General features: G+C 65.6%; 5 protein-coding genes. 1 reads left to right on the top strand and 4 read right to left on the bottom strand.

Annotated features, from left to right (window positions below):
- The 3 genes from VFP86_05030 to VFP86_05020 all read right to left on the bottom strand — a co-directional run.
- A partial coding sequence (locus tag VFP86_05030) for a HAMP domain-containing protein (GenBank protein HET8998990.1) occupies nucleotides 1-647 on the bottom strand: 647 nt, incomplete at its 3' end.
- Nucleotides 644-1309, bottom strand: coding sequence for a response regulator transcription factor (locus VFP86_05025; protein ID HET8998989.1), 666 nt, complete (start codon nucleotides 1307-1309; stop codon nucleotides 644-646). The genes VFP86_05030 and VFP86_05025, both read right to left, overlap by 4 nt.
- A 17-nt stretch (nucleotides 1310-1326) precedes the next feature.
- On the bottom strand, nucleotides 1327-2073 hold the full coding sequence (locus VFP86_05020) for a divergent polysaccharide deacetylase family protein (GenBank protein HET8998988.1): 747 nt from the start codon (nucleotides 2071-2073) through the stop codon (nucleotides 1327-1329).
- 29 nt (nucleotides 2074-2102) lie between these two features.
- On the opposite strand from VFP86_05020, the gene VFP86_05015 reads away from it, so the two are divergent.
- Nucleotides 2103-2432 carry a tRNA-binding protein gene (locus VFP86_05015; GenBank protein ID HET8998987.1) on the top strand — a complete coding sequence of 110 codons (330 nt, stop codon included), beginning with the start codon at nucleotides 2103-2105 and terminating at the stop codon, nucleotides 2430-2432.
- Nucleotides 2433-2439: 7 nt separating this feature from the next.
- On the opposite strand, the gene VFP86_05010 is transcribed toward VFP86_05015, so the two are convergent.
- On the bottom strand, nucleotides 2440-3183 hold the full coding sequence (locus VFP86_05010; GenBank protein ID HET8998986.1) for a 4'-phosphopantetheinyl transferase superfamily protein: 744 nt from the start codon (nucleotides 3181-3183) through the stop codon (nucleotides 2440-2442).
- Nucleotides 3184-3426: the final 243 nt, after the last annotated feature.

Below are 3426 nucleotides of genomic sequence, written 5' to 3'. Positions count from 1 at the left end.
CCGTCCAGCTCAGCCAGCATGGCGTTGAACGTCGCGGCCAGGCGTCCGATCTCGTCCGGCGGTCCGTTGTAGGCGACCCGCTGCTTGAGATCCCGGCTCTCTTTGACCGCGCGTGCCGCCGCCACCACGCTCTCGATCGGACGCACGACGGCCCGGGCGAAGAGCCAGCCGAGGCCGCCGGTGAGGATCAGGGCGGCAACGACCACGTAGGTCAGGAGCCGCTTGAGCGCACGCAGCGCACCATAGATGGTCACGGGCGAGCGCGCGACGATGATGAACCGTCCTCCGGGGATCGGCGCCGCGGTCAGGTAGAGGGGCCGGCCTCCTACCCGCGCCTCGACGACCTGCCCGGATCGCGCCGCCTGCGTGAGCGGAAGCATCCGCGGCCCCAGGTTGCCCGAGCCGGCGACCGGCGCGCCCGCGCCGTCCACCACCTGAAGGAAGGTGTCGGGCGCCGCGAACACGTCGAGGTTGTACGGGGGATTCGGATTGGATCGCGCGAACACTGCGGCGCGTTCCGAGACGTCCCGCTCGACCCCGGCCAGCAAGCCGTGCCGCAGGAGCTTGTATGTCGCCGTGCCGGCGAGCACCAACGTACAGCCCACGAGGAGCGTGAAGAACAGCGCGAGGCGCAGCCTGATCGTCATTCCGACAACCGAAGCGCGTAGCCGACCCCCCGGACCGTCTGGACGAGGCGCGGCTCGCCGAGCTTCTGCCTGAGATAGCCGACGTAAACGTCGACCACCTTGGTGTCTCCGCTGAACTCATACCCCCACACCTTCTGGAGCAGCGCCTCCCGCATGAGCACCTGCCGGGGGTGGCGGAGGAAGCATACCAAGAGGTCAAACTCCCGGGCCGTCAGCGAGATCGGACGACCGGCCCGGTGCACCTCGCGGGTGCCGACATCGCATGCGAGATCCCCGAAAGCAAGCCTTCCGGCCTGTGAAGGCGTGCGGCGCCGCAACAGCGCGCGGACACGGGCCACGAGCTCGTCGAAGGCAAACGGTTTTGTCACGTAATCATCGGCCCCGAGGTCGAGCGCGCTGACTTTGTCGGCGACCTCGTCCCGGGCGGTGAGCATGATGATCGGGATATCCGCGTGGCGCCGCAGGGACCGGCAGACCTCGAGCCCGTCGAGCGCCGGAAGGCCGATGTCGAGGACGACGACATCGGGAGTGCGGGTTCGGGCCAGGGCCAGGCCGTCCTCACCGGTGGCGGCGGCGAGCACCTCGAATCCCTCAAAGCGGAAACCGCGCTCCAGTAACGGCAGGAGCTTCTTGTCGTCGTCGACGAGGAGGACCCGGGACATGAATGTCACCGGATTCGCTACGGGCGGCCGGCCTCCTTGAGGAACTCCGTCACGGGCACGAATGCGATCCCGGCCCGCTGAAACTCGGGCAGCAGACGGCGCACCACCGCGGGCGTGCCGGTGGTGATGTGGGCGACCGCGACCACCGACCCCCGCGTGACGGCGGTGGCAATCAGCGCGCGTACCTTGCCTTCGATGTCAACCGGGGGGTCGTCCAGATAGGTCGTGACCAGCACCACGCGCATCCCGAGGCCGGCGGCGATGGTAGAGGCGACCGACGCGGGGGTGGTGCGGTTCTCCTCGAACCAGAGCCCTCTAGCCCTGACGGTCCGCAGCACCGCGGCCATCACGCGCGGATCGGCCGTCGCCCGAGATCCGGCGTGGTTGCTGACGCCCACAACTCCGGGGGCGCTCGCCAGATCCTCGTCGACGACGCGGGCGATCTGCGCATCCGTCATGCGCACCCAGACCGCACCCGGGACCTGCCCCATGTCGGCGGGGTTCCGCGCTTCCATAGGAAGATGCAACATTGGAGTGAGCCCGTGCGCCGCCGCCTCACGGGCGATCTGCGCGGAGTACCGCATCCGGGGAAAGATTCCCAAGCCAAACGGCTTGTGCATCGCATAGATGGGAGCGAGATCGCTCAGGCTTGGGCCTGCATGCTCAAAGACAATGGCCACCCGCGGAGGCGCGGCCGCCTGGGCTCCCGGAGGCCCCGCGATGAGCGCCGCCGTCAGCGTAAGAGTCAGAACGAGAAGGATCACGCGCATCGCGCCTATTATACTATGCCCTCATGGACCCCATCGACGCGTTTCGAACGCTGGAGCTCCGGGTCGGGCGCATCACGAAAGCCGAGCGGCACGAAGAGGCCAGGAGACCCGCGTACAAGCTGTGGATCGATTTCGGTCCTGCCGGGACCAGGGTGTCGAGCGCGCAGCTCACGGATCTCTACCGGCCGGAGGACCTCGTCGGCCGGATGGTCGTCTCCGCGATGAACCTCGGCTCCCGCCGCATCGCGGGATTCATCTCGGAAGTCCTGGTGCTGGGGGTGCCTGACGAGGCGGGCCGGGTGGTGCTGCTCGGAACCGAGCGCGACGTCCCCGCCGGTGGTAGGGTTTTCTAGTGGATGTTCACTTCGGGGGCCACTCAGCAAACATCAACCGCAATCGCGAGTGTGGACCTTCGATCGCGATAGCAGCTACGTAACCGGGAGCCGGGTCCAAATCTCTCAGCAACCACTGAGCGCCCCCTTGATGGGTTTCTTCCTTCGTTCCCAGAGGCAACGGATCACCTCCCTCCAGCGAAAAGTCCGGCCGCCTGGGGAAACCCGAAAGGCCTTCGCCGTGAGCCTTCAGATAGGCTTCCCTTCGGGTCCAGTAGCGAAAGAACGGCTCCGACCCTCCATGCACGGATAAAACACCAAGCATCGCGTTCTCTTGCTCCGAAAAGTACTGTTCCGCAATGGTCTGGTCCAATGAATGCGGACGAACCTGTTCCAGATCGATGCCGATCTCCCGGTCGCGGGCGAGGGCATAGAGGGCAAGTCCGTTTGCATGAGAGAGGTTGAAACTGATATTTTTCCCAGTCTCTCCGTCCAGCGCAGGCTTTCCGTACGGACCGTACCGGAAGCGCAGTTGGCCGGGGTGGGTGCCGAGGTAGCGAGCGAGAATGGCTCGCAGAAGTCCGCGGGCCGCCACGAACCGGTCCCGGTGCGTCTCGAAGCGAAAGCCGTCCGCCCTCGCGCATTCGTCCGGGGTCAGGGACTTTTCGAGAGCTTGGATGCGTGAATCAGGCAAGTCGATCACACTACGCCAGATATGGACCTCGTCTTTCTCCAGCAACGGAAGCAGTGGGACGCCGTGAGGGAACATCATGTTCCTCATCGGCGCGCGAAATGGTCGTGGGACGGTCGTGGTCTCAGCGCAAAGTCGATACACCCCCGTAACGCCTTAGCCAGGACGGGCACGTGCAGTTCTTTGAGAAACGTCGCATGATTTCCAGGCATGGTGTGGATCTCCACAGGATCTCTTCGGGCCGCGTCGCGAAGCAGACCCCTGAGTGATTGTACAGGGCCGTTCGGAATAAGTGTGGAAAGATCGCATTCGGAAGGCGACGGA

This window comes from bacterium (assembly GCA_035703895.1).
Classification (GTDB): Bacteria; Sysuimicrobiota; Sysuimicrobiia; order Sysuimicrobiales; family Segetimicrobiaceae; genus Segetimicrobium.
Note: the sequence above shows the minus strand (reverse complement) of the source record. Positions and strands in the feature narration are given on the sequence as shown.

Bases quoted from the DNA above. Each gene is read 5' to 3' on its own strand.
- VFP86_05025 (HET8998989.1), bottom strand. From the start codon at position 1,309: ATGTCCCGGGTCCTCCTCGTCGACGACGACAAGAAGCTCCTGCCGTTA.
- VFP86_05015 (HET8998987.1), top strand. From the start codon at position 2,103: ATGGACCCCATCGACGCGTTTCGAACGCTGGAGCTCCGGGTCGGGCGC.
- VFP86_05010 (HET8998986.1), bottom strand. From the start codon at position 3,183: ATGATGTTCCCTCACGGCGTCCCACTGCTTCCGTTGCTGGAGAAAGAC.